At 70.8% G+C, this 571-nt stretch carries 1 pseudogene; it reads left to right on the top strand.

The features are described 5' to 3' along the window. Positions 1 to 571 (top strand): annotated as a pseudogene (locus tag BZY54_RS46800) (transketolase-like TK C-terminal-containing protein); the annotation flags it as partial.

A 571-nucleotide genomic window follows, 5' to 3' on the forward strand; every position in this document is an offset into this window, starting at 1 on the left:
TCTTCTACTCGATGTTCGGCTTCCAGCGCACCGGCGATCAGTTCTGGCAGATGGCCGACCAGCTGGCGCGCGGTTTCGTCCTGGGCGCGACCGCCGGACGTACGACTCTGACCGGTGAGGGTCTGCAGCACGCCGACGGCCACNNCTCACCGTCTACAACGAGCCGATCCGGCAGCCGGCCGAGCCGGAGAACGTGGACGTCGAGGGCATCCTCAAGGGCGTCCACCGGATCGCTCCGGGCACGGCGGGCGAGATCCCGGCGCAGATCATGGCCTCCGGCGTGGCGGTGCCGTGGGCGCTCGAAGCGCAGAAGATCCTCGCCGAGGACTGGGACGTCAAGGCCGACGTGTGGTCGGCGACCTCCTGGAACGAGCTGCGCCGCGAGGCCGTGGCCTGCGAGGAGCACAACCTGCTGCACCCGGAGGAGGAGCAGCGGGTGCCGTGGGTGACGCGGAAGCTGAGCGGGGCCGAGGGCCCGTTCGTGGCCGTCTCCGACTGGATGCGATCGGTGCCGGACCAGATCGCCCGCTGGGTGCCGGGCCCGTACCAGTCGCTGGGCGCCGACGGCTTC

The sequence above is a fragment of the Streptomyces carpinensis genome (genome assembly GCF_002154505.1).
Taxonomy (GTDB): domain Bacteria; phylum Actinomycetota; class Actinomycetes; order Streptomycetales; family Streptomycetaceae; genus Streptomyces; species Streptomyces carpinensis.